Origin of the sequence: Pseudomonas sp. W3I7 (genome assembly GCF_030816095.1) — a bacterium.
GTDB lineage: Bacteria > Pseudomonadota > Gammaproteobacteria > Pseudomonadales > Pseudomonadaceae > Aquipseudomonas > Aquipseudomonas salomonii.
The window spans coordinates 1,152,087-1,174,325 of the sequence record NZ_JAUSXP010000001.1 but is presented as its reverse complement, the minus strand read 5'-3'; the positions used below and the strand labels follow the sequence as shown (position 1 = coordinate 1,174,325).

21 protein-coding genes, 1 tRNA gene and 1 pseudogene are annotated in these 22,239 nt (G+C 59.4%); 9 read left to right on the top strand and 14 right to left on the bottom strand.

Annotation, left to right across the window (positions count from 1 at the left end):
- Window positions 1–94 precede the first annotated feature (94 nt).
- From QF043_RS05560 to QF043_RS05550, 3 genes are read right to left on the bottom strand one after another with little or no spacing between them, the layout of a single operon-like run.
- A complete protein-coding gene (locus QF043_RS05560) occupies window positions 95–1,441 on the bottom strand; it encodes an ATP-binding protein (RefSeq protein WP_305455011.1) in 1,347 nt (448 codons plus the stop codon).
- Window positions 1,438–2,115, bottom strand: coding sequence for a response regulator (locus QF043_RS05555; RefSeq protein ID WP_307417757.1), 678 nt, complete (start codon window positions 2,113–2,115; stop codon window positions 1,438–1,440). The genes QF043_RS05560 and QF043_RS05555 overlap by 4 nt, the downstream gene beginning before the upstream one ends.
- A gap of 18 nt (window positions 2,116–2,133) precedes the next feature.
- Window positions 2,134–2,442, bottom strand: coding sequence for a hypothetical protein (locus QF043_RS05550; protein WP_305455012.1), 309 nt, complete (start codon window positions 2,440–2,442; stop codon window positions 2,134–2,136).
- 138 nt (window positions 2,443–2,580) lie between these two features.
- Between QF043_RS05550 and QF043_RS05545 the strand changes: the two genes are divergently transcribed.
- A complete protein-coding gene (locus QF043_RS05545; RefSeq protein WP_307417756.1) occupies window positions 2,581–3,297 on the top strand; it encodes a 4'-phosphopantetheinyl transferase in 717 nt (238 codons plus the stop codon).
- 89 nt (window positions 3,298–3,386) lie between these two features.
- Here QF043_RS05545 and QF043_RS05540 read toward each other — a convergent pair whose 3' ends face one another.
- Both QF043_RS05540 and QF043_RS05535 read right to left on the bottom strand, forming a co-directional pair.
- A complete protein-coding gene (locus QF043_RS05540) occupies window positions 3,387–4,997 on the bottom strand; it encodes an ATP-binding protein (RefSeq protein ID WP_307417755.1) in 1,611 nt (536 codons plus the stop codon).
- Window positions 4,994–5,719, bottom strand: a complete 726-nt coding sequence (locus QF043_RS05535) for a response regulator (protein ID WP_305455015.1) — start codon at window positions 5,717–5,719, stop codon at window positions 4,994–4,996. Before QF043_RS05535 ends, QF043_RS05540 begins: the two co-directional genes overlap by 4 nt.
- Before the next feature lie 717 nt (window positions 5,720–6,436).
- Between QF043_RS05535 and QF043_RS05530 the strand changes: the two genes are divergently transcribed.
- A complete protein-coding gene (locus QF043_RS05530; protein WP_307417754.1) occupies window positions 6,437–9,331 on the top strand; it encodes a ribonucleoside-diphosphate reductase subunit alpha in 2,895 nt (964 codons plus the stop codon).
- Window positions 9,332–9,414: 83 nt separating this feature from the next.
- Here the strand turns inward: QF043_RS05530 and QF043_RS05525 are convergent, their stop codons facing one another.
- From QF043_RS05525 to flgB, 5 genes are all read right to left on the bottom strand, one after another.
- Window positions 9,415–10,479, bottom strand: coding sequence for a hypothetical protein (locus QF043_RS05525; RefSeq protein WP_307417753.1), 1,065 nt, complete (start codon window positions 10,477–10,479; stop codon window positions 9,415–9,417).
- 173 nt (window positions 10,480–10,652) lie between these two features.
- Window positions 10,653–11,963 carry a flagellar hook protein FlgE gene (flgE, locus tag QF043_RS05520; RefSeq protein ID WP_307417752.1) on the bottom strand — a complete coding sequence of 437 codons (1,311 nt, stop codon included), beginning with the start codon at window positions 11,961–11,963 and terminating at the stop codon, window positions 10,653–10,655.
- A 31-nt stretch (window positions 11,964–11,994) separates the two neighbouring features.
- Window positions 11,995–12,726 (bottom strand): flagellar hook assembly protein FlgD, encoded by a 732-nt coding sequence (flgD, locus tag QF043_RS05515; protein WP_305455019.1) that lies wholly within the window; start codon window positions 12,724–12,726, stop codon window positions 11,995–11,997.
- Window positions 12,727–12,742: 16 nt separating this feature from the next.
- Window positions 12,743–13,195 carry a flagellar basal body rod protein FlgC gene (gene flgC, locus QF043_RS05510; protein ID WP_017138385.1) on the bottom strand — a complete coding sequence of 151 codons (453 nt, stop codon included), beginning with the start codon at window positions 13,193–13,195 and terminating at the stop codon, window positions 12,743–12,745.
- 3 nt (window positions 13,196–13,198) lie between these two features.
- Window positions 13,199–13,606, bottom strand: coding sequence for a flagellar basal body rod protein FlgB (flgB, locus tag QF043_RS05505; protein ID WP_003214246.1), 408 nt, complete (start codon window positions 13,604–13,606; stop codon window positions 13,199–13,201).
- Window positions 13,607–13,933: 327 nt separating this feature from the next.
- On the opposite strand from flgB, the gene QF043_RS05500 reads away from it, so the two are divergent.
- Entirely contained in the window at window positions 13,934–14,734 is an 801-nt protein-coding gene (locus QF043_RS05500; protein ID WP_307417751.1) for a hypothetical protein, read from the top strand.
- 79 nt (window positions 14,735–14,813) lie between these two features.
- Here the strand turns inward: QF043_RS05500 and cheR are convergent, their stop codons facing one another.
- On the bottom strand, window positions 14,814–15,641 hold the full coding sequence (cheR, locus tag QF043_RS05495) for a protein-glutamate O-methyltransferase CheR (protein WP_017138387.1): 828 nt from the start codon (window positions 15,639–15,641) through the stop codon (window positions 14,814–14,816).
- Window positions 15,642–15,685: 44 nt separating this feature from the next.
- The gene (locus QF043_RS05490) at window positions 15,686–16,618 is read right to left on the bottom strand and encodes a chemotaxis protein CheV (protein WP_017138388.1); all 933 of its coding nucleotides are present in this window, start codon (window positions 16,616–16,618) and stop codon (window positions 15,686–15,688) included.
- Window positions 16,619–16,713: 95 nt separating this feature from the next.
- Here QF043_RS05490 and flgA point away from each other — a divergent pair, with 95 nt between their 5' ends.
- From flgA to QF043_RS05470, 4 genes and pseudogenes are all read left to right on the top strand, one after another.
- Window positions 16,714–17,472: a flagellar basal body P-ring formation chaperone FlgA gene (gene flgA / locus QF043_RS05485; RefSeq protein ID WP_307417750.1), complete on the top strand. Its 759-nt coding sequence runs from the start codon at window positions 16,714–16,716 to the stop codon at window positions 17,470–17,472.
- Window positions 17,473–17,614: 142 nt separating this feature from the next.
- A pseudogene (flgM, locus tag QF043_RS05480) lies at window positions 17,615–17,942 on the top strand (flagellar biosynthesis anti-sigma factor FlgM).
- Window positions 17,943–17,990: 48 nt separating this feature from the next.
- Window positions 17,991–18,461: a flagella synthesis protein FlgN gene (locus QF043_RS05475; RefSeq protein WP_017138391.1), complete on the top strand. Its 471-nt coding sequence runs from the start codon at window positions 17,991–17,993 to the stop codon at window positions 18,459–18,461.
- Window positions 18,462–18,557: 96 nt separating this feature from the next.
- On the top strand, window positions 18,558–19,307 hold the full coding sequence (locus tag QF043_RS05470; RefSeq protein WP_307417749.1) for a flagellar brake protein: 750 nt from the start codon (window positions 18,558–18,560) through the stop codon (window positions 19,305–19,307).
- A gap of 61 nt (window positions 19,308–19,368) precedes the next feature.
- Here QF043_RS05470 and QF043_RS05465 read toward each other — a convergent pair whose 3' ends face one another.
- A complete protein-coding gene (locus QF043_RS05465; protein ID WP_307417748.1) occupies window positions 19,369–20,760 on the bottom strand; it encodes an MFS transporter in 1,392 nt (463 codons plus the stop codon).
- Window positions 20,761–21,042: 282 nt separating this feature from the next.
- Window positions 21,043–21,119 (bottom strand) — tRNA-Arg (locus QF043_RS05460).
- A 325-nt stretch (window positions 21,120–21,444) separates the two neighbouring features.
- Here QF043_RS05460 and QF043_RS05455 point away from each other — a divergent pair.
- Both QF043_RS05455 and QF043_RS05450 read left to right on the top strand, forming a co-directional pair.
- Window positions 21,445–21,672 (top strand): hypothetical protein, encoded by a 228-nt coding sequence (locus tag QF043_RS05455; RefSeq protein ID WP_307417746.1) that lies wholly within the window; start codon window positions 21,445–21,447, stop codon window positions 21,670–21,672.
- A gap of 11 nt (window positions 21,673–21,683) precedes the next feature.
- Window positions 21,684–21,863 carry a PA3371 family protein gene (locus tag QF043_RS05450; protein WP_307417745.1) on the top strand — a complete coding sequence of 60 codons (180 nt, stop codon included), beginning with the start codon at window positions 21,684–21,686 and terminating at the stop codon, window positions 21,861–21,863.
- Window positions 21,864–22,239 lie beyond the last annotated feature (376 nt).

Sequence of the window (22,239 nt, the reverse complement as noted above, 5' to 3'; positions counted from 1 at the left end):
CGGGCAAGCCCGGCTCCCACAGTTGATCGGGTTCACACCATCAAAAAGGTGGGAGCTGGCTTGCCTGCGATGGGGCCTGTAAGGGCAATAAAGATCAAGCCGCCGGAAAGTGAATCTTGAACGCCGCGCCACCCAACGGCGAATCTCCAAGGGTCAGCCGCGCGCTGTAGCTTTCAATGATGTCCTTGACCACCGCCAAGCCGATACCCTGCCCCGGATGCTGACGGTCCAGCCGCTCGCCCCTTTGCAGAATCCGCGCACGCTGATCGGGCGGCACGCCAGGGCCGTCATCTTCGATGCACAGCTCAGTGCCTTCAAAGTTCTCCGTCAGGCTGATGCGCACTTCACTCAGGCACAGGCGATAAGCGTTTTCCAGCAGGTTGCCGAGCATTTCAAGCAATGCGCCCTTCTCGATCGGCACATCACACTCGGGCGGCAGCTCAAAGGTCACGGTCACGCGCTTGTCGCGGTAAACCTTGTCCAGCGTGTCACACAGGCTTTGCAACACCGGTTCCAGGCGCACCTGGTGACGCACCAGGCCACTTTTACGCAGGCTGGCGCGCTGCAATTGGTAGCCGATCTGCTGGCTCATGCGTTCGATCTGCGATTGCAGCACCCAGGCCTGGCCTCGCTCCTCCGGGCGCTGGGCCATGTCTTCGCTCACGCCCTGCAACACTGCCAGCGGGGTTTTCAGGCTGTGGGCCAGGTCGTCGAGGGAATCGCGGTAGCGTGCCCGTTGCTCGCGCTCGCTGTGCAGCAAACGGTTGAGCGAGCCGGTCAGGCGTAGCAGTTCGCGCGGGTGTTCTTCGGTGAGGCTTTCGCGGGTGCCGCCTTCGATCTGGTCAAGTTCCTGGCTCAGGCGGCGCAAGGCTTGCAGGCCCCAGGTCAGGCCCAGCCACAACAGCGTCAGCAATACCAGCAAGGCCGCGCCGAAACCCAGGTAGAGGTTTTCCTGCAGGCCTTCGAGGGTCAGTTGGTACTCACGCACCGGTTGCAGCGCGACGATACTGAACGCCGCGCTCTTGCCGCCCAGCAGCTTGACCTCGACGTCATACACGAAGAACTCCTGGCCATTGGCTTCGCGAATCCGCGCAAACTCATTACCGCGCCCGTCGTAGCGCGGCTTGTAGTTGATGTTTTCTTCCTGGGTCGCCCGCGAGCGCCAGACCAGATGGCCTTCACGGTCGTAGATGTAACCGAGCAGGCGGCTGTCAGTGAGGTTGAAGCGTTCGTCCGGCAACTGCGCCGGCATCAACAGACGGTTGTTTTCCACCCGCGCGGCGGAAATCAGCGTAGTCACATCCGAGGCCAGGCGCTGCTCGATGGAATCCTGCAGCGCCAGGCTGAACGCGCCTTGCATGGCGGGCAACAAGCCCAGCATAAACAGCACGGCCAGGGTGGTGGCCGCGAGCATCAAGCGCACACGTAGCGAGCGAATCAACGGCAGCGCTCATTGAACAGGTAGCCCAGGCCACGCACCGTGTCGATCGGCTTGAACCCGGCCGGGCCTTCCAGCTTGCGGCGCAGGCGACCCACCAGCACTTCGATCACGTTCGGATCACGCTCGTCGTCATCGGGGTAGAGCTGTTCCATCAGGCGGTCTTTGGCGACCACCTGCTGATGGTGACGCATCAGGTATTCGAGAATCCGGTACTCGTAGGCCGTCAGCGCCAGCGGCTGCTCATCCAGCGAGGCTTGCTTGCGGTTGAGGTCCAGCAGCAACGGCCCGGCGACGATGGTCGACTGGGTGAACCCGCTGGAGCGGCGCAGCAAGGCGTTCATCCGCGCCTCCAGTTCTTCGAACTGGAACGGCTTGACCACGTAATCGTCGGCACCGGCGGCCAGGCCTTCGACCTTGTCCTGCCAGTTGCCGCGCGCGGTGAGAATCAGGATCGGAAAGGTCTTGGCCTGGCTGCGCAGTTGGCGGATCAGGTCCAGGCCGCCCATGCCGGGCAGGCCCAGGTCGATAATCGCCAGGTCATGGTTGAATTGGCCGGTCTGGTACAGGGCTTCCTCGGCATTGACCACGGCTTCGACCACATGGCCGCTGTCGGTCAGGCGGGTGAACAGGTGATGGCGCAGCAGCGCCTCATCTTCCACGACCAGCAATTTCATAGAGCTCTCCAAGGCAATTCAACTGTCCGACAGGGGGATATCATAGCGGCCCTGCAAGTCTTGCGGGCGCAGTTTAATGCCATTGTATTGGCCCGTCAGGTGTTCGTAGCCGGTACGGTAGGCTGGTTGCGGCGTGGTCATGCCCAAAGACTGGCCCCACGGCGCGGCCTGGTCGCCCACCTCTTCGAAGCTCACACGCTGGATCAGGTTGCTGGATTTCCTGGTTTTCTCGCTGCCGAAACCGGCAAAAGCACCGTCCGAAGCCTGAACTCCAGCAGTGGCACCGAGCATGCTTAAGGCCAGAATCAGCTTTTTGATCGCAGTCATGGGGCTTACCTCTACGCGTTTTGGCTGTTAAAGCCAGACTACGCAGTCGCCCCTGAACTCCCCCTGAACGGGCTCTGAACCTGGCCTGAACCGCTGCGGGCTATGCACTGGCGCGCCAACTGACGCAAAATACCGCGCATGACGCCTCTACCCGCTTGCTGCACCCCACTCGATGCCCATTGGCCACTGCCCATCCCGCTGCCGGGCACGGTGTTCTTGAGCACGCGATTCGACCCGGCCTTGTTGCTCGCCGATGACTTCCAGCGCAGCGCCGTGCCGCCGCCGGCCAGCATCCAGCGCTCGGTGGCCAAACGCCAGGCGGAGTTCCTCGCCGGTCGCCTGTGCGCCCGTGCAGCGTTGCAACAGCTTGACCAACTGGACTGCGTGCCGGCCATTGGCGACGACCGTGCGCCGGTGTGGCCTGGGCATATCAGCGGCTCCATCACCCATAGCACCGGGCATGCAGCGGCCATTGTCGGGCACAAGGCGCAATGGCGCGGGCTGGGGATGGACCTGGAGAACCTGCTGTCATCGGAGCGAGCGGAGCGTTTGGCTGGGGAGATTCTGACGCCCGACGAACTGCAGCGCATGGCACTGGGGCCACGCGAGCAGGTTGCCCTGCTGGTGACGCTGACGTTTTCGGTCAAAGAGAGCCTGTTCAAGGCGCTCTACCCGATTGTGCAGAAGCGCTTCTACTTTGAGCATGCCGAAGTGCTTGACTGGTCGCAGGCTGGGCGCGTGCGGTTGCGGTTGCTGACGGATCTGTCTGCTGAGTGGTGTTATGGCAAGGAGTTGGAGGGGCAGTTTGCGGTGGACGGGGAGCAGTTGTTGAGTCTGGTGGCCGTCAGCGCCTGATAGATCGCTATCGCGGGCAAGCCCGGCTCCCACCTTTGATGTGCGAATACATTCAAAATGTGGGAGCTGGCTTGCCTGCGATGGCGGTCTTAAGTCTTGTCCTGATCCCTGGGCCAACTCAGACTAAAACACGCCCCGCCCAGGTTGTTGCTCTTGCTGATCAACGCCCGCCCGCCGTGCCAATAGATAATCCGCCGCACAATCGACAAACCCAGACCATGCCCACCTGAAGCTCGCGTGCGACTGTCGTCCAGTCGCAAAAATGGCGTGAAGATCCGCTCCCAGGCGCTTTCCGGCACACCCGGCCCGTCATCCTCCACATCAATGCGGCAGCGCACCTGACCCACTTGATAACTGATCAACACCTGGCTTTGGGCATGGCGCATGGCATTGCCCACCAAATTTTGCAGGGCGCGGTGCAGGTAGCGCGGTTCGGCGTCGACCCAGGCGTCATCCCAATGTGCCGAGGACAGGCAGATACCCCGGGCAACACTGACCTGCGGGCGCAGTGGCGATAATTCGCCGATCACCTGATCGAGCAACGCATCGAGGTCGACCCGCTGGAAGTTCAGCTCCGGCGCGCCTTGCTCCAGACGGGCGTAGGTGAGCATCTCGTCGACCAGGCCGTCGAGGTCCTGGATATCGCTGTCCATGCCTTCCATGTATTTACGCCGCGCTTCTGGGGTGGCGGCGTCGCCGATCATCTCCAGGCCAAAGCGCAGGCGCGCCACCGGGGTGCGCAACTCGTGGGAAACCGCGCGCACCAGCTCGCGCTGGATCGCCAGCAATTGCTGCAAGTGCTCGGCCATGCCATTAAAGGCGGCGGCCAAACGCCCTACCGAATCGGCGCCGCGGGCGGGTACACGCACTTCCAGGTTGCCTTTGGCAATGCGCGTGGCCGCTGCTTCCAGGCCTTTGAGGCGCCGTTCGAGCTGACGCACCAAGAGGTACACGATCAACCCGATCAGCGTGAGGCTGATCAACGCGATCAGGATCAGCCACTGCGGCGGGTACGGGTTCATTTGATACAGCGGGCCGATTTCCAGCACCCACGGCGTGCCGACCATGCCGGCGAATACGCGGATGGAGTCGCCGCCCTTGCCCAGGGCCATCACCGTATCGCCTTCCGCGACGCGGCGGCGCTGGTCGTCATCCATGTCCGCCTGATCCAGCGTCATCAGGTGCATCTCGAAGCCAAAGCCCTTGGCCTCTTTTATATCCGCCAGGCGTTGCGGCTGCTCGGCCACCGGGAAGCGCACCAGTTCGTCAGCCAGCAGGTAAATCGTCGCACGCGCCAGCTGCTCGCTGATCTGCTGCACTTCACCGGTGAGCACAAGCTGCGACTGTTCGCTGACCAGGCGCAGCACGCGCGCGGCATGTGGGCCGGTCTGCTCCACCAGCACCTGGCCACGTTGCAGGCGATTGCGCTGGGTCAGGTCCAACTGCGCGTCCGCCAACGGCCGCAGTTCCAGGGGAATGCCGAGCAAGCGCTCCCACACCGCCAGGGCGCGCTGGCGCTCGATTGCGCTCATCGGTTGCAGGTTGTCGCCCATCAGCGCGAAGGTGCCGTGGGCCAGGCGCTCACGGTACTGGCCGCTGCGCACCTCATTAAGCAGGTGCAGGGCCAGCACGCCGAGCAACGCCACCAGGACCAGCGCCGCGCACATGCCGCCGTAGATACGCAGGAAGATCGAGTTCACAGCGGCAGGTCGGCGGCAGCTTCGGGGACGAACAAGTAGCCTTTGCTGCGAATGGTCTTGATCAGCCGTGGGTGAATCGGGTCGTCGCCGATCTTGGGCCGAATACGCGAGATGCGCACATCAATGGAGCGGTCCTGGCCGTCGTAGCCAATCCCGCGCAAGGCAATAAAGATTTCTTCGCGGGACAGGATGCGCCCGGCATTCGCCACCAGCAGCCACAACAGGTCGAACTCGGCGCTGGTCAGCTCGATGCTGCCCTCGTGCAGCCAGGCTTCGCGCAGGGCGTTGTCCACCACCAACGGGCCGAACTGCAGGCGCCGCTGGTTTTCCACGGCGGCAGGTATTGCCGGCTCGCTGCGCCGCAACAACGCCTGGATACGCGCGAGCAACAAGCGCGGGCGCACGGGTTTGCACACGTAGTCGTCGGCGCCCATGTCCAGGCCCTGCACCTGGTCCATATCGTCGGTGCGCGCGGTCAGCATCAGGATCACGCCGTCGTAGCGCTCGCGGACTTTGCGGCAGATGCTCAGGCCGTCCTCGCCGGGCAGCATCAGGTCGAGGATCACCAAGTCCGGTTGTTCGGCGATGATGCGCGCCGCCGCCTGGGCACCGTCGCTCTCCACGGACACCTGCAAGCCGTTGCTCTCCAGGTAATCACGGGTCAACTCGGCCAATCGCTCGTCGTCTTCGACGATCAATATCTGCCAGGCTTCTTGCTCCATGCGCTACCTCGCTTCTCATTATTGTCATGTGCGGGAAGCACAATGTGGCCGCTCTATAGGGGCCGATTGTAGCCATGGGCCAGCCCTCCAGTACACGCCTGGAAATCCATTCGGTGATCGCGTTTTTTTGTGATAGGGTTCGCGCCCTCAAAAATCCAACCGGCGGTTTTTGCCTTGGAATATTCGGTGACAAACGGCGTAATCCAGCAACACTGCGGCCTACACGGGCGTTCCACGTTTCATACACATTTTACCCACAGCGTTATCCACAGGTAGTGCGTTGCTAAGCCCCCCAAAACGCATTATCTTGTACCTCGGCGCTAAAAAAACCCTACATGTAGGGTTTTAAGCGAAAAACCAAACACAAATCAGACAAGAAACTCAAGCGCTTTCTTGCTCCTGTTTGGTTGAACCAAAGCATTTTTTAAAAGCCCAAACCGCGCACGCGGATGGCAACCGTTTTCCCCGCCCAATTGGCAGAAAACGGTACGGGTGTTGCAGTGCTTGGAGAGAGCCACTGTCACCCGGCAGGAATACGGCCAAGGGCTCTTTCAGGCCCCGAACCGAAGACTTCGGCATGGAAGCGGCGCGATGAGCTCCCTTCCTCCTGTCCCGAAGTTGTTATGCCAGGCCCAGGCCTGTTGTAAGTGCTTCAGGACGGAACGGTGGGCACCTTGATGGTGCCCAAATAAATATAGAATGTGGAGACAACCCCCCATGCAAACCGACACAACTCGCGAGAACCCGCAGGGCTCCGTGCCGCAGGCCGCTGATTCGAACCTGGATCTGTCCGCCACCGCACCTGGCCAACTGCGCGTGATCAAGCGTAACGGCACTGTCGTTCCTTACACCGATGACAAAATCACCGTCGCCATCACCAAAGCGTTTCTTGCAGTTGAAGGCGGCACCGCTGCTGCCTCGTCGCGCATCCACGACACCGTTGCCCGCCTGACCGAACAGGTTACCGCGACCTTCAAGCGTCGCATGCCGTCGGGCGGCACCATCCACATCGAAGAAATCCAGGACCAGGTTGAACTGGCCCTGATGCGTGCCGGCGAGCAGAAAGTAGCCCGCGACTACGTGATCTACCGTGACTCCCGCGCCAAGGAACGCGCCGTGCGCACTCCGGCTGAAGAAGCCGCCGTACAAGCTCACCCGTCGATCCGCATTACCCTGGCTGACGGCAGCTTCGCTCCGCTGGACCTGGGCCGCCTGAACACCATCATCACCGAGGCCTGCGAAGGCCTGGAAGAAGTCGACGGTGACCTGATCCAGCGCGAAACCCTGAAGAACCTGTACGACGGCGTAGCCCTGACCGACGTCAACACCGCCCTGGTGATGACCGCCCGTACCCTGGTCGAGCGTGAGCCGAACTACTCGTTCGTGACCGCGCGCCTGCTGATGGACACCCTGCGTGCCGAAGGCCTGGGCTTCCTGGGCGTGGCCGACAGCGCCACCCACCACGAGATGGCTGACCTGTACGCCAAGGCCCTGCCGGCCTACATCGCCAAGGGTATCGAATTCGAATTGCTGAACCCGATCCTGGCCACCTTCGACCTGGAAAAACTCGGCAAGGCAATCAACCACGAGCGCGACCAGCAGTTCACCTACCTGGGCCTGCAAACCCTGTACGACCGTTACTTCATCCACAAGGACGGTGTGCGCTTCGAACTGCCGCAAGTGTTCTTCATGCGCGTGGCCATGGGCCTGGCGATTGAAGAGAAGCACAAAGAAGACCGTGCCATCGAGTTCTACAACCTGTTGTCGTCCTTCGACTACATGTCGTCGACCCCGACCCTGTTCAATGCCGGCACCCTGCGTCCACAACTGTCGAGCTGCTACCTGACCACCGTGCCGGATGACCTGTCGGGCATCTACCACGCGATCCACGACAACGCCATGCTGTCCAAATTCGCTGGCGGCCTGGGCAACGACTGGACCCCGGTGCGTGCCTTGGGTTCGTACATCAAGGGCACCAACGGCAAATCCCAGGGCGTTGTACCGTTCCTGAAAGTGGTCAACGACACCGCCGTTGCGGTCAACCAGGGCGGCAAGCGCAAAGGCGCTGTGTGTGCCTACCTGGAAACCTGGCACATGGACATTGAAGAGTTCATCGAGCTGCGCAAGAACACCGGCGATGACCGTCGTCGTACCCACGACATGAACACCGCCAACTGGATCCCTGACCTGTTCATGAAGCGTGTCTTCGATGACGGCCCGTGGACCCTGTTCTCGCCATCCGAAGTGCCGGACCTGCACGACCTGACCGGCAAGGCCTTCGAAGAGCGTTACGAGTACTACGAAGCCCTGTCCCAGTACCCAGGCAAGATCAAGCTGTTCAAGACCATCCAGGCCAAAGACCTGTGGCGCAAAATGCTGTCCATGCTGTTTGAAACCGGCCACCCATGGCTGACCTTCAAAGACCCGTGCAACCTGCGCAGCCCGCAGCAGCACGTGGGCGTGGTCCACAGTTCGAACCTGTGCACCGAGATCACCTTGAACACCAACAAGGACGAGATCGCCGTTTGCAACCTGGGTTCGATCAACCTGCCGAACCACATCGTCAACGGCAAGCTGGACACCGCCAAGCTGGAACGCACCGTCAACACCGCCGTTCGCATGCTCGATAACGTGATCGACATCAACTACTACTCGGTGCCACAGGCGCAGAACTCCAACTTCAAGCACCGTCCGGTCGGCCTTGGCATCATGGGCTTCCAGGACGCCTTGTACCTGCAGCACATTCCGTACGGTTCGGACGCTGCGGTCGAGTTCGCCGACAAGTCCATGGAAGCGGTCAGCTACTACGCGATCCAGGCTTCCTGCGACCTGGCCGACGAACGCGGCGCCTACGAGACGTTCCAGGGTTCGCTGTGGTCCAAAGGCATTCTGCCGCTGGACTCGCAACAGATCCTGATCGAGCAGCGTGGCCAGAAGTACATCGACGTTGACCTGAACGAAACCCTCGACTGGGCACCGGTACGTGCCCGTGTGCAGAAAGGTATTCGTAACTCCAACATCATGGCCATCGCACCGACCGCGACCATCGCCAACATCACTGGCGTGTCGCAGTCGATCGAACCGACTTACCAGAACCTGTACGTGAAATCGAACCTGTCGGGCGAATTCACCGTGATCAACCCGTACCTGGTTCGCGACCTCAAGGCTCGCGGCCTGTGGGACTCGGTCATGATCAACGACCTGAAGTACTACGACGGTTCGGTGCAGCAGATCGAGCGCATCCCGCAAGAACTCAAAGAGCTCTACGCGACGGCCTTCGAAGTGGACACCAAGTGGATCGTTGACGCCGCCAGCCGTCGTCAGAAGTGGATCGACCAGGCGCAGTCGCTGAACCTGTACATCGCCGGCGCCTCGGGCAAGAAGCTTGACGTGACCTACCGCATGGCCTGGTACCGTGGCCTGAAAACCACTTACTACCTCCGTGCCCTGGCCGCGACCAGCACCGAGAAGTCGACCATCAACACCGGTAAGCTCAACGCTGTTTCCAGCGGCAACCACGGTGATGATTCGGTGCTGGCTGCTCCAGCCGGCCCGGCGCCAGTGCCAAAGGCTTGCGCGATTGATGAGCCGGATTGCGAAGCTTGCCAATAAGCTGAGCGAGTCCTGGGCTTGAACGCCCAGGATGTAAAAAACCGATAAACCTGGCTGCATTTGGGTTTATCGGTTTTTTTTTGCTACGTGAATGCGTAGGCGCTACCTTCCTGGGGCCTGCCGCCGCGTCCCCCCCACAATTCTACGCGCCCGCCAATCACCGCCATTGAATGGCCTCCATACGCCACAACCCCGAGCTTGCCACTTGCCAGCTCGGAGCTCGAAGACTCCCTGTAGAGGCCCCTCAGCCCAAGCCGATCCATCGCCTCCCAAGCCGCTTCGCCATTGTTCAAACTTTGCATTGCATGAGCGAAACTCTGTTTTGCAGCATTGGGGTTATCATCTACACCATTGCCCTCTATTTGTGCCCGCTTGGCGCTCGCGGCAAACATGAAGTTTGCGTCGGTAAGCATGCCCGGATTATCCCCCTTGAACTGCGCGTAAGCGGCTGCGTGCCTTAACTCGCCCTTAGATAAAGTAAGCTCGAAACCGTCTCGCATTTTCACGTAGTAACCATCTCCCGTCTCTCTCACCTCCTTGAAGACGTCCGTAGGTTTTTGACCAAACTTCATCATCGCGCCCTTTATCGCCGACACGGTGACACAATTGCCGTCAGGGCCCTGGCTGAAGCCACTCCAGATATTGTCCGGTTTTTTTCCTGGGTTGCTTGCATCCGGCTTGTAGTTGAAATGCTTGGAGCCCTCGGTAATCGGCAGATTACTCATGGGCTCGCTACCGCCGAAATCCTTCGGACTAACCCCGCCACCACCACCACCACCACCACCACCGCCACCGCCACCATCTGACGGCTCATCCGGGAACAAATCCGGAAACAACCTCTTCAACAGCGCGAGCAAATCGCTGGAGGCGTCCCTCTTCAACGCCTCAAGGATCTCCTTGAACTTCTCCTCCCCCAGCTCCTTGCGTTTTTCATTGAGCTTGTCCCGCAAGTCCCGGGCGGTTTGGTTTTTATTGCCCTTTTCGGCCTCATCCAACTGTTTGAGCATCTGGGCGACGGTTTTTTTATCGGCCTCTGCGTCATCCTTTTTTTCCTCTGCACGGCTTACGCCCCCCAGGTTTTGCCCCACACCGCCCACGTCATAACGCACACCTCCAGCCCCATGGCCAGACACCGACAGATCCCACATACCCAACCCCCGTAAGAACCCACACCTTTAAGCCCGATAAGTGGAAAAAACGGCGTGGTCGGTTCCAACAAAGGCCTGTCGGCTGGCAATCGCGCGCAAAGTGGGAATTGTTTCCGGTCAAAAAACACGCAAAAAAAAGCCCCTCGCAGGAGGGGCTTTTGTTCGCAACAGCGTCAGGTCATCTGAATGATGGTCTGCATGATGGTGCTTTGGGTGGAGATGGTCTTGGCGTTCGCCTGGTAGTTGCTCTGGGCCTTGATCAGGTCCACCAGCTCGTTGGTCAGGTTGACGTTGGAGTTTTCCAGGGACTTGGACACGATCGACCCCAAGGTGCCGGATTGCGGGGAGTCGTAACCCGGCTGGCCCGAGGCGAAGGTCTCTTTCCAGGTGGTGCCACCCGACGGCTGCAGGCCCTGTTCGTTATTGAAGCTGGCCAGGGAGAGCTGGCCAATGGACTTGCTCTGCTGGTTGCTGAAAGTGGCGAACAGCACGCCGTTACCGTCGATGTTCAGGCCGGTGATCTGGCCGGTGGCGTAGCCATCGGTGACCGGAGGGTTACGGTAGGTGGCCGAGTTGTACTGGGTGATGTTGCCCATGTTGATGGCAATCCCGCCAGGGTTGGCATTCGCGCCGTTTTGGGTCCACACACCATTGGTCACGGTACCCGGCACCCAGCCGGTCAGCTGCAAGGTGGTGCTGGAGGTGGTGCCGGTCACAATCCCGGTGAGTTTGCCGGCGCCGTCAAAGCTCAACGTCGATGCCACCGGTGGCGTCGAGCCTGTGCCGGTAGGTGCCGAACCGTCAGGGTTACGGCCGTCGATCAGGGTGTAGGACTTCCAGGTGTTGGAGTCGGTTTTGACCAGGTACTGCACCATCGGGTGCGCGTTACCCTGAGTGTCATACAACGTGGTGTTGTACTGGGTGCTGAACGAGCTGGACTCGGTTGGATCGAACGGGTGGGCCGTCTGGTCGATGACCGGCGACGAGGAGTTCAGGTTACTGGTGGAGTCCACTTTGGTGGACGCCTTGGGCGGCAGGTTCGACAGGTTCAATTGCAGGTCGGTCAGCGCGCCTTTGACGATGTTGCCATCAGCATCCGCTGCGTAGCCTTGCAGGCGCGAGGTGCCGGTGTTGTTGGTGATATAGCCGTCTTTGTCCGCACGGAAGGTGCCGCTGCGGGTGTATTCCAGCGAACCGTCACTGCCCTTCTGCACGAAGAAACCGCCGCCCTGGATCGCCATGTCCAGCAAGCCGCCAGTGTTGTTGACGTCACCCTGGGTGAACTGCTGGGACACTGCCGCCAGGTTCACGCCGCTGCCGACACTGTTCTGGCCGGTGCCCAGCTTGGACGCTGCATAGATGTCGGAAAATTCCGCACGGGACGCTTTGAAACCGGTGGTCGCAACGTTGGCAATGTTATTGCCGGTCACGTCCAGTTGTTTGTTGGCCGCATAGAGGCCGCTAAGGCCGATGTTAAAAGACATGTTTCTCTCCTTCTGCCGTATTTAGCCGGCTCTATGTACCGATAGTCTGAATTTGCGACAGCTTGACGCTGCCCATGCCGCCTGCAAGGTTGAGCAGCATTTCGCCGCCGGTCTTGCTCAACGTCACGCTCGTGACCGTTGCCGGCAGCGACGTCAACAGGGCAACCGAGTCGCCTTTGTCATTCTTGGTGCTGGCCGCGAAGGTGTAAGTGCCGGCGGGGGCGACTTCGCCTTTGTCGTTCTTGCCATCCCAGATAAAGCTTGAATCGCCGGCGCTTTGGGCGCCCATGTCGATGGTGCGCACCACGTTGCCGTCTTTGTCGGTGATTTTCACCGAGACGTTGCCCGTCGCTGCCGTCACTGCCACCGAGCCGGTCATGCTTTTGCTGGTATCCACCATGGCCTTGTCGGTCTGGGTGATGATCGAACGCCCGACCAGCGACGACGCCTGCAGCGCTTGGGAAGAGCTGAAGTTACTGGAGATCGCATTCACCGAGTCGTTCAGGGTGTTGATGCCTTCCAGGCTGCTGAATTGCGCCAACTGCGCCACGAAGGCGCCGTTGTCTTGAGGCGACAGCGGGTTCTGGTTTTTCAGCTGGGTGACCAGCAATTGCAGGAACGCGTCCTTGCCCAGCGCCTGGTTGCCCGTGGCCGCCTTGGCGGCACCATCAAGGCCGCTGTTATCTGTAGCAGTCTTGACCTTGGAGTTGAACAGGTCCTGAACCGCCGAGTTGGGTGTAGAAGTGGTATCAACAATGGCCATTATTTGGCGCCCCTTATCACTGACCCAGGGTCAGGACCTTCTGCATCATGGTTTTGGCGGTGTTCATCATTTCCGCGTTGGTCTGGAACGAGCGGCTGGCGGAAATCATGTCGGCCATTTCCTCGACCACGTTGACGTTGGGGTAGTACACATAGCCCTTTTCGTTCGCGGCGGGGTGGTTCGGCTCGTAGCGGGCTTCCAGGTTGCTCTGGTCCTCGACCACACCGAGCACCTGCACACCTTGGCCGGCCGCATCCTGATTCTGGAACAGCGAATCACCGCTGCCGCTCTGGCCGGCCTGGCCACCCTGGAACATGGTGGCGAACACCGGGTGACGGGCGCGGTAGGTCTGGTCAATGCTCGAAGACACGGTCTCGGCGTTGGCGATGTTACTGGCGACGGTGTTCAAACGCGTGGTCTGCGCGCTCATGCCACTGCCGGCAATATTGAAAACACTGGCGAGGGACATGGCTTACTCTCCGCGCAGGGCTGACATCAACCCTTTGAATTTGCTGTTAAGCAGGGTGAAGCTGGCCTGAAAGTTCACCGAGTTTTCGGCGTAGGCCGATTGCTCCAGCTGGGCGTCGACGGTGTTCTGGTCGATCGATGGCTGCATCGGCGTGCGATACAGCAGCGACTCATCACCATTGCCCAGGCCTTGCGCTTCGATATGACGGCTGTTGGTCATGTTCAAGGCGAAGGTGCCGTTTTTAGTCTTGTCCTGCTGCGCGGCGAGCACAGCGGAAAAGTCCAGGTCCCGAGCCTTGTAGTTCGGGGTGTCGGCGTTGGCAATGTTATTGGCCAGGACTTCGGCACGCTGGGCGCGGAAGCCCAGGGCTTGTTCGTGGATACCGAGCGCTTTATCGAAGCTGATGCTCATGGCGGAAACCTTTAGGCTGACCTGCTGTTCGTATCTGGGTTATAGCAAGGCCCATGCCAATTCGCTGCACGCCCGTAAATCAAGGGGTTGCGCGGGGTTTGCCGGCGGCAATGCCAGAAAAGCGGCAATGGGCTTCCGCGTGGCGCCAGTAAAGCGGCAATGGCGGTTGCCGCTTTTACACCCGGAGGCAATCCTTCAACAGGCCGGCCGGGCGCGGCGGCTACCTTGACCGTTCGTCTGCACTGTCATTTCTGACAGTTGTCGCCGCTGCCGCTCTGCGTGCCTCATTGCTGCTAATCCCTACATGCGTAAAAGCAGAGGCACACCATGCTGACTATTCCTCCCCTCAGATTCGTGCTGCAAGACAGAACACAACCTATTCCCAACCTGAATACCAGCCTGGTTGTGGGTGACATAGTTGAGTTGCTCTGTGATTTCGCCGTCGAACGCTCGGACTTCATCAATGTGAACATGATCAGTCGTGTCGTCGGCGGCTCTTACAATCTGAGCTTCGAAGTGGGAGCTGACGCCAAGTCACTCAAGATGTACCTGCCAAAAAACGTTGTGGTTGCCAACTCAGGCAATAATGTTCAGTTACTGATGCGCATCCGGCGCGGCATGTCCTACCCCGCACCAGACGCAACCGTGTCCATCGACGCAGGCGGCATTGTTGTGCCCACCCCGGGTTTTGTTTGGGATTTCAGCGATGGCACTGCCCAAGGGTGGACCCCCCAATCGGTTTATGCGGGCAATCAGTTGGCGGTGCAAAACAGAAGCCTGGTCTTTAATGTGCGCAGCAACCGCCCGGGGGTGATCAGCTCCCACATCATTTCCCACCCAGTGCTGGTGAGCGCAGGGCGTACCTATACATTCAGTTTTGACGCCATAGGTGGTGCGGCCACCAGCGATGGCTCGATCCTCTACATGACCGTTAATGGCAGCCCGCTCACTAAAAAAGTCAATGTAGAAAACCTTACTCAAGCTAATCCGCAAACCGGAAGCGGGGAATACACAGCCACCACGACCGGCTCCGTGCAACTGGGTATTTTCAACCAGGCGGTCCCCACCGGGCCTCACCTCATTTCTCTAGGCAATATTAAAATGACCCCCGGCCCTGGGCTAAGCTAGCGAAACAACGATAATCCTGCGCACATAAAAAACGGGAAGCCTTTGCGGGGCTTCCCGTTTTTTTATGCTCAAGCCACCGTCACTTGGCCTGATAAATGATGCCAGGGCTGCATTGCACCATCTGGTAATGGTCCGGTAGCCCGTTGAGCGCTTCGGACGCTCCCAGGAACAAATAACCACCACGCTTGAGCGTACCGTGAATGCGCAGCAGGATGTCCTTCTTCACCTCTGCCGAGAAGTAGATCAGCACATTGCGGCAGAACACCATGTCGAACTTGCCGAGGCTGGCATAGCTGTCGAGCAGGTTGAACGAGCGAAATTCCACGCGGCTCTTGATCGGCGCCTTGACCGCCCAGCGCCCGGCCCCTTTGGGGTCGAAGAAGCGTTGCAGGCGCTCCTGGGACAAACCACGGCCCAGGGCCAGGCTGTCGTACTCGCCGGTTTTGCAGTTGGTGAGCATGGTGCCGGACAAATCGGTGGCGACAATTTGCGCGCCGGCCTTCAATTGGCCCATGTTCGTGCGCTCGAACTCATCGATCGACATCGAGATCGAGTACGGTTCCTGCCCCGAAGAACAAGCGGCCGACCAGATGCGCAGGCGCTGGCCGGGGCTGGCCTTGATGGCCTCCGGCAGCACTTTGTTCTTGAGCACTTCAAAGGGGTAGGTATCACGAAACCACAAGGTTTCGTTGGTGGTCATGGCATCTACCACCATTTCCTTAAGCCCACTGCGCGGTTGGCCCTGGATGCGCTGCACCAACTCGCCCAGGGACTTGATGCCCTGCTGCTCCATCAGTTTGTTGAGACGGCTGGATACCAGGTACTGCTTGTTTTCACCGAGCAATATGCCACAGGCTTTTTCCAGGAAGACCCGGAACTGTTCGAAATCCAAATTACCCGTAGACAATGATACCGCCTCTTAAATCGTGTGACCGCCAGGAGGAAATCCCCCTAGCCGTGATCTGCAGCCTTGATCCGGTCGACTACCCGGGATGCCAGGTCATCAGGGCGGAATTTGGCCAGGAAGTCATCGGCACCGACTTTCTTGACCATCGCCTGATTGAATACGCCCGACAAGGAAGTATGCAGGATGATATGCAATTTTTGCATGCGTGGGTCGTTACGTATCTCGGCCGTGAGCGTGTAGCCGTCCATTTCCGGCATTTCAATGTCGGAGATCATCATCAGGAACTCTTCTTCCGGCTTCTTGCCTTCGTCCACCAGCTTGCGCAGGTAATCCAAAGCCTGGCGACCATCGTTCAAGGCCACCACTTCCACGCCGACGGTTTGCAGGCAACGGCTGACCTGCTTGCGCGCCACCGAGGAGTCATCCACCGTCAGCACACGCAGTGACACTGCCTTGTGCGCGGTTTCGGCGTCTACCACGCCAACCGAGATGGTTTCCGAGGTGGGGGCGACTTCGGCGAGGATCTTTTCCACGTCGATGATTTCGACCAATTGGTTGTCGACCCGCGTCACCGCCGTGAGGTAGTGATCGCGCCCGGTGCCCTTGGGCGGCGGATGGATCTCCTCCCAGTTCATGTTGACGATGCGTTCCACCGAGCGCACCAGGAAACCCTGGGTCTTGGTGTTGTATTCGGTGATGATCACAAAGGGGCTTTCGCGGTCCTGCAACCCCGAGGACCCGGTGGCCATGGCCAGGTCGAGAATCGGAATGGTCGCGCCTCGGATATTCGCTACGCCGCAGACCACCGGGCTGGATTTGGGCAATATGGTCAGCTTGGGGCACTGCAGCACTTCCCGCACTTTAAACACATTGATGCCGTACAGCTGCTTGCCGTCCAGGCGAAAAAGCAACAGTTCCAGGCGATTCTGCCCTACCAGCTGTGTGCGCTGGTTTACTGAGTCCATTACTCCTGCCATGCCTTGACTCCTACGCTAAAACCTTTGGCTATACCTACAAGGGCAACGACGCTCACCCAACACTAAACGGCACGGGCTTTGCTATTTATTGGTCTATGAACCTTAAAACGACAGTTTTCCGACGCATCCCACGGTATCGCAGATTGCTCTGCGCAACGCTGGCTTTGCTTGCCTTGGGCTCGGGCACCACGGCTCGCGCAGATAATGTCACCTTGCCTGATCTCCTTATCGGCGTCACCCAAGGCTTTCTTGAGTTCACTGTAGAAGATTATCTGGCGACCACCCAAACGCCGGGGCGTTACGAAATCCAGGTCAACCAACTGGACCCGCGCCTGCGCATGCCCATGTGCGACAAGGAATTGACGGCCAGCCTCGAAAGCCCGGCCCAGCCCATCGGCCGCGTGACGGTAAAAGTGCGCTGCGAGGGCGCCTCACCCTGGACCGTGTTTGTGCCGGCGCAGGTCAAACTGTTCCGCGACGTAGTGGTCGTCACGCGCCCGCTCAAACGTACCGGCATCATTGGTTTTGAAGACGTGGCCCTGCGTGAACGCGACATCAGCCAGATCAACCAGGGCTACCTCACCGCTGTGGACCAAGCCATCGGGCAAAAACTGACCCGACCAATGGTCGCCGACCAGGTCATTACGCTGGTGCATCTGGAACAGGCTGAGGTGATTCGCAAGGGCGACCAGGTGGTGATTTCCGCCAGCAGCGGTGGGCTGACGGTAAAAATGCCGGGAGAGGCGTTGTCCAACGGCGGGATGAGCGAGCAGATCCGGGTCAAGAACCTCAATTCCAACCGTGTGATCAAGGCACAGGTGACGGCGCCGGGCCAGGTCGAGGTGGCACTATAGATCACTGGTGTGAAACGCCAGGTTTTCCTACACTGTGCGTGGGATGTCGACCTGTACAGGTTTATTGTCAATCGGGCCTAAAGTTTGTCCGGGTATGGCCGAAAACATGGCAAGCGTCCAAATACCCAGAGGTTTTTTTAACATGGTCATTGATTTCAGTCGTTTAAATAACACCCAGGCTTTGCCGGGCAATACGCGCACCAGCGGGGCAAAGGACGGCGTAGAAGCCAAGTCCCAGCCAGCACCTGCCGCCAAGGCAGAACAGGCCAGCGCCAGCCAGAGCGGGGAATCGGTACACCTGAGCAATGAGGCTCAACAGTTGCAGAAGGTCACTGACTCGTTGCGCGATCAAACCCGTTGTCAATAAAGCCCGCGTGGCCGAATTGAAGCAGGCAATCGCTGATGGCAGCTATAAAGTCGACAGCAACCGTGTAGCCAGCAAGCTGCTTAACTTCGAAGCCGAGCGCTAGGCAAAGGCCTGCGCAGGGCTTGTGGACGCTTAAAACCCAAGGCCAGCCATGCACCACGACGAACATTTGCTTGAACTGATCATTGATGATCTGGCGCCGACGCAACTTTTGCTCGAGCTGCTCAAAGAAGAATCCCTGGCCCTCTATGGCCGGGATATGCGCTTGCTGGAGGAAATCCTGGCGCGCAAACAGTCGCTGATCGTGCTGCTGGAGCAGCATGGCAAGAAGCGCAGCGAAATTCTCATCAGCCTCGGCCTGCCGGCTGATCATGATGGCCTGGCACAACTGGCCAGCCACTCCTCGGTAGGCGATCAGTTGCTGGCGCAGAGCACCGCACTCAATCAATTGCTGGCCCAGTGCCAGGAAGCCAACCTGCTCAACGGCCAGTCGATCCAGCTGCAGCAGGCTACGACCGCCAACCAGTTGCGCATACTCCACGGCGGAGAGCCTCCGGCGCTGTACAACGCCCAGGGTTCCACCTCGCGCCTGGTCAAGCCAAGCACCCGCAGCCAAGCCTGACACCGGTTTACAGCGCGCCCTATCCAAGGCGCGCTACATACTGGCAAAATGCCGGTTCTTGCGTGTAGTCGTATTTTGCCTGGAGATGGAAGAACCGTGTTCAACGCCCTTAATGCGGAAGATGCTCCGCAGCCACCCAAGGTGCTCACCACGCCTCTGGAAATCGCCAGCACGTTGCGGATGCTGCAAGAAAGCCATGACCCGCTGATCATCACTTTTCATGAACGCAGCCAGCGGTTCCAAAGCTATCTGGTGGATATTGATCGGGACAGCAAAACGCTCGCCCTCGACGAAATGATCCCCCGCGACGGAGAACGCTACCTTGAGAGTGGCGAACCGTTTCGCATTGAAGGTTTCCATGATGGCGTGCGAATCGCCTGGGAAAGCAACGGCACGCTGACCATCAGTGAAAAAGGCGGCCACCGCATCTACACCGGCAGCATGCCCGACGAAGTGGTCTACCATCAGCGTCGCAATGCCTTTCGCGCCGCATTGAAGCTGGCCCAACTGGTCAGCATCGAGCTGGGTGGCGAAAAGCTCAAGGCACCGATCAGCGGCAAGCTGCTGGACATCTCCGCCACCGGATGCAAGCTGCGTTTTGAAGGCGACATCACCGATCGCCTGCAACTGGGCCAGGTTTATGACCGCTTTATCGCCGCCCTGCCCTTCGGCAGCATGACCACCTCGGTGGAACTGCGTTACCTGCACTTCGAAGACAAGATCAACACCACCTTCGCCGGCGTGCGCTTTCACAACATGAGCGGCTTGGTACAGCGCCAGGTTGAACGTTTTGTGTACCAGCTGCAGCGCGAAGCGCGGCGCTTTGACAAGGACGACGACTTTTAAACCTTAAAGGTCGCGTCAATAAAAACGGGCAGACCCTGATGGGATCTGCCCGTTTTTGCTTTCAGGGGCGTGCCCTGCTCAAGTCATGAGGATGCTCGTCCGGCCCCAGAGGCTCCGGCGGCCCTTCAAAAGCGGGTTCATCCGCGGGTTGTTGCGGGTCAGTTTCGGTTTCAGGTTCCGGGTCAGGCACGATGCTCTGCATTTGCTCCTGCACCACCGCCTCATCCACCCGCGGGTCGAGGCACGCCACCAGCGGCGAGCTGGACATACTGTCAGGCATCGCCACGTGATGCAGCGGCGCATCGTCCACCTGATGCAGGTTGGTTACCGCCTTCGGCCGGATCCGCCACACAAGGATCAATGCACACAGGCTGAAAAACGCATACAGCATGTGGCTGCCGAACAGCTTCATCACCACACCCGCCAACAGCGGCCCGACACTCGCGCCGATGCCGTAGGTCACCAGCAACATGGCCGTCAGCGACACGCGGCGATCACCTTCCACATGGTCATTGGAGAACGCCACCGCCAAGGGATACAGGCAGAACTGCACCAGGGAACACAAGAAGCCGGCCACGAACAGGACTTCCAGCGGCACCCGGGTCATTACGGCCAACGGCAACGCCGCCACCGCCAGGCACAAGGCAAAGCAGCGAATCAGCAAGGCGCGGTCATAGCGGTCCGACAACCAGCCCAATGGCCACTGCACCAACAGACCGGCAAAAATGCAGCTCCCCATAAACAGACCGACCTGCTCGGTGCTCAAGCCTTGCTGCGAAGCATACAGCGGCGCCAGGCCGTAGAACGAGCCGACGATCAGCCCCGCGCCCAGCACCGTGCTCAGCGACTGCGGCACACGTTTGATAAAGAAGCGCGGCTCCATGGGCGCCGGGTGCAGCGGCGCCGGGTGAATGCGTCGGGTCATGGCCACCGGCACCAGGCACAAGGCAAAGCACAACGCCACCAGCATGAGCAACTCAAGGCCAAGCTCAGGGTGCATGACCAGGATCAACTGACCCAGCACCAGCCCGAGATAAGACGCGATCATGTAACCGCTGAACACCACGCCACGCTGCTTGGCGTCCGCCTGCTCATTGAGCCAGCTTTCGATGACCATGTACTGGCACATCATCCCCAGGCCCACGATCATCCGCAGCACAATCCAGGCCGGCAGCCAGTTGATAAGGCCATGGCCTAACACCGCCGCGCCGACAATCCCGGCACAGGTGGCATACGCGCGAATGTGGCCGACGCGGGCGATTAGCCGATGGCCGATCTTGCCGCCCAGCACCAGGCCGAAGTAGTTGGCCGCCATCAAGGCACCCACCCACAGGCTGTCGACGTGGTCGGCTGCCAGACGCAAGGCAAGGTAAGTGCTGAGCAGGCCGGACCCGATCAACATCATCAAGGAGGCGAAATAAAGGGCTCGAAAAGATTTCCAGATCTGGCGCATCGGCGTTCCGAGCGGCTCCTTGAAGTGAGGGACAGGGCTATCAGCATGATAGTCCGGGGTTGCCGGGAGCGGACAGAAGCAGCGGGCCGTTTTCCGGGGAATATTTTTGCTTAATCGTTCAGACGCTGCCTGGTCGCATGCAAGGTACATATGCACCGTACAAAAGTACGCGAAACACACGGCGCCCCTGCTGTGAACCCTGACAGGCGGCAAGGTTCGACCGGTGTTACCGGCGCGCACAAAAAAGCCCTGCCAGGACAACCTGTGCAGGGCTTTTGAAGATGGTGTCCCAGGGCCGGTTCGAACGGCCAACCTTCCCCTTAGGAGGGGGATGCTCTATCCAATTGAGCTACTGGGACAAATGACAGCCATCGGGCACGGGGCACTGCGACGGACGGCGTGCATGTTAACGGCCAAGGTGGGTTTTGTCATGTCGTCCGTGGGCTTTTTGAGTGTAGGCCGATCCTTGTTCCGCCGATGCGCGCTTTGCCCTGCAACCACGGGGCCCGAACCCTGTCGTGCAAAATGCACTCCCCCAAAATGCCATCATTGCAAATTGCAACCTGGCGATGCTTTCGAGTAGACTCAAGACATTGATTTTATTGAAATAATAGATTGGCACGGGACCTGCAATACTTCTCCTACAACCCCATTCAGCCACGGCGTTTAGCGGAGAACATGACCATGAACAGTGCCCTTCTGTTAGCCCTCAACACCATAGCCCTGGCTGCACTGGTGATGTTTCATTTCCAATCGACCGGCGATAATGATCCTGCGCAGATCAGCCAGGCCGTGCCGCACCACCTGCAACAACGCCCGCAATTGGCGGTGATGACGCCCAACGCGCAATCACCGGTACGCCTGACCCAAGGCACCCAGACTGCACCGGCATCCGAACATTGGGTTTTCTAAGGAAGCCATTCATGAGCAAATCCGCCTGGCTGTTTTTGTGCCTGACTATCGCCACTGGCGTTCTGGGCCTGGGCGCTACTTCTGAAGATGGGCAAACCGCTGCAACTGTTGCTGTGGGCGTGTTCACAAGCCTGCTCCTGGTGACGCTTTTCATGGGTCGCAAAATCAAATTCGATCCAGTTTTGCGCTGACCCCTGCGCCGCACCTTCCCCCTTCGACCTTATGTCGCCCCGCCCTCGCAAATCGGCAAATTGCCACTAGTCTTAAAGATAAGGGCAAAAGGCCACTTTGCTTTAGGATGTGCGGCCTCATCCCCTGTGCTGGCCTGGACTTACGGGAAGTTCCATTGCGGAATGACCCGTTTGAAAGTTTTCCAACCAGTCCGCAAAAATACAAATGAGTGCTGGCATTAAGCCTCTAGGCAGTTCAATATTTGTCACAGAATTGACGCCAAGGAACTGTCAAATCTGAGGCATGATGCGGCCTCTTTGCAATTCGGGTTGAACTTTGGTCGTGAGCCTTGTCTTAACACTCATCTTGCGGCCAATTCCAAAAACCGCTCCCCTG

Excerpts from the sequence above, each read along its gene's own strand:
- QF043_RS05490 (WP_017138388.1), bottom strand. The coding sequence starts at position 16,618 with ATGGCAGGAGTAATGGACTCAGTAAACCAGCGCACACAGCTGGTAGGG.
- QF043_RS05545 (WP_307417756.1), top strand. The coding sequence starts at position 2,581 with ATGACGCCTCTACCCGCTTGCTGCACCCCACTCGATGCCCATTGGCCA.
- QF043_RS05550 (WP_305455012.1), bottom strand. The coding sequence starts at position 2,442 with ATGACTGCGATCAAAAAGCTGATTCTGGCCTTAAGCATGCTCGGTGCC.
- flgB (WP_003214246.1), bottom strand. The coding sequence starts at position 13,606 with ATGAGCATCAGCTTCGATAAAGCGCTCGGTATCCACGAACAAGCCCTG.
- QF043_RS05455 (WP_307417746.1), top strand. The coding sequence starts at position 21,445 with ATGAACAGTGCCCTTCTGTTAGCCCTCAACACCATAGCCCTGGCTGCA.
- QF043_RS05525 (WP_307417753.1), bottom strand. The coding sequence starts at position 10,479 with ATGTGGGATCTGTCGGTGTCTGGCCATGGGGCTGGAGGTGTGCGTTAT.
- QF043_RS05555 (WP_307417757.1), bottom strand. The coding sequence starts at position 2,115 with ATGAAATTGCTGGTCGTGGAAGATGAGGCGCTGCTGCGCCATCACCTG.
- QF043_RS05475 (WP_017138391.1), top strand. The coding sequence starts at position 17,991 with ATGCACCACGACGAACATTTGCTTGAACTGATCATTGATGATCTGGCG.
- flgC (WP_017138385.1), bottom strand. The coding sequence starts at position 13,195 with ATGTCCCTCGCCAGTGTTTTCAATATTGCCGGCAGTGGCATGAGCGCG.
- QF043_RS05500 (WP_307417751.1), top strand. The coding sequence starts at position 13,934 with ATGCTGACTATTCCTCCCCTCAGATTCGTGCTGCAAGACAGAACACAA.
- QF043_RS05450 (WP_307417745.1), top strand. The coding sequence starts at position 21,684 with ATGAGCAAATCCGCCTGGCTGTTTTTGTGCCTGACTATCGCCACTGGC.
- QF043_RS05530 (WP_307417754.1), top strand. The coding sequence starts at position 6,437 with ATGCAAACCGACACAACTCGCGAGAACCCGCAGGGCTCCGTGCCGCAG.
- QF043_RS05535 (WP_305455015.1), bottom strand. The coding sequence starts at position 5,719 with ATGGAGCAAGAAGCCTGGCAGATATTGATCGTCGAAGACGACGAGCGA.
- flgE (WP_307417752.1), bottom strand. The coding sequence starts at position 11,963 with ATGTCTTTTAACATCGGCCTTAGCGGCCTCTATGCGGCCAACAAACAA.
- flgA (WP_307417750.1), top strand. The coding sequence starts at position 16,714 with ATGAACCTTAAAACGACAGTTTTCCGACGCATCCCACGGTATCGCAGA.
- flgD (WP_305455019.1), bottom strand. The coding sequence starts at position 12,726 with ATGGCCATTGTTGATACCACTTCTACACCCAACTCGGCGGTTCAGGAC.
- QF043_RS05465 (WP_307417748.1), bottom strand. The coding sequence starts at position 20,760 with ATGCGCCAGATCTGGAAATCTTTTCGAGCCCTTTATTTCGCCTCCTTG.